Source organism: Limnohabitans sp. (genome assembly GCF_040401495.1).
Lineage (GTDB): Bacteria > Pseudomonadota > Gammaproteobacteria > Burkholderiales > Burkholderiaceae_C > Limnohabitans.
The window spans coordinates 1-1,345 of the sequence record NZ_JBBAOI010000067.1; the positions used below are offsets into that span (position 1 = coordinate 1).

Sequence of the window (1,345 nt, forward strand, 5' to 3'; positions counted from 1 at the left end):
TCAATCTTTGAGCCGTTTATTTCAAGTTTTTTGTTGTAGTCAATGTTGGTGCTAAAAATATGCAAGTCACGCACCACTTGGTCCATGCGCACTTGACCGTTGTAGGTGGTGGGCGTGATGCCCAAGGCATTGCCATCACCTTGGACAGTAGGTGTAGGGTTGATATTGATAGGCTGGCCTGTTGGCACAGCGCTGATGACTAAATCGCCTTGTTGCACACTGGCAGTTACACCAATATTGGGGGTGCTGTTGATAGCATCAACCAAGGCGGTGACGTCCTTAAAACCAGGAGCGACGGTATGGCCGTTGATCTTTAATGGACGCGTGTAATCGAGTTGTTGCGCTGGCACACGAATGTCGTTAAAAACACTAGCTTTCACGCCGGTTTGCGAAGTCATGCTGTTGCTCACGGTCACTTCACCACCAGACTCGTAGCCTGTACTAGGTGTCAGCACAACATCGCTGATGGAGCGGCCAAGTGCATCGTGAACTTCTAAATCTATGCCATTGCTTGCAACATTCACAGACAAGTTGTCAGTCAAATCTGCTTGACGCAATTGCATCTGCAAGTCAGTAGCCAGCGCGCTTAAATCGTAAATGGAATCTAAAGGCTGGATATCGGCAATATCAATTGCAACACCACCCACCTTAAAAGAGAAGTCACTAAATGAGGCTTGAGAAATTTTGATTTTTGATGCGCCATTGATCCATGCGGCCACGTCACTAGGCGACAGCGGGGTGTTGATTTGTGTTTCTAAAGCCTGCATAGGCACACCATTGAGCACGGTGGCGCCAGCCGGAATTTGAATACCAGGTTCGCTGTCTGTGATGCGTGTTGTGACAAGCTGCGCAGTTTTTGCTACGGGAGGGGCAGCTACGCCGTTGCGGTCAAACACTTGTGCATAACGCACCTTAGCCATGGCGCCATAAAAAACGTCCATGCCGCGGTAACCGTCTTTGTTAGATTTATTGAGGTAGGCGTCGCTGTAATTGGAATCTGGCACAAACCCGTTTTCAGGTTTAAGGATTTGCGCTTTTTCTGTTTCACTCAGCGTTTGACCCAAGAGCTGACGGCCATCACGGGTTAGCACTTGTAATTGCTGACCAGGCTTGGCGTCATCTAAATAGAAAGTGGCTTTGACACCTGCTGCCAACGTGGTGACAGGCGCCATCACTCGGGCGCCTTCCACCTTGATGCTCACGCCCGCCGAAGGGTTGGGGTTGTTCACCAGTCCTGTATTGCTAATCGCTGGAGGCACTGGAGAGGGGGTAAAAAGCACACTGGCACGTGTATTACTAGAGTTCGTTTGGTCCTCAGTAACACGAAACTGTGCCGCGGTGGCTA

General features: G+C 49.9%; 1 protein-coding gene. It reads right to left on the reverse strand.

All coding sequences use genetic code 11. The features are described 5' to 3' along the window. Positions 1–1,229: hypothetical protein (locus AC9UEO_RS13700; RefSeq protein ID WP_509534656.1), on the reverse strand; the 1,229-nt coding region annotated here is incomplete at its 3' end. Positions 1,230–1,345: the final 116 nt, after the last annotated feature.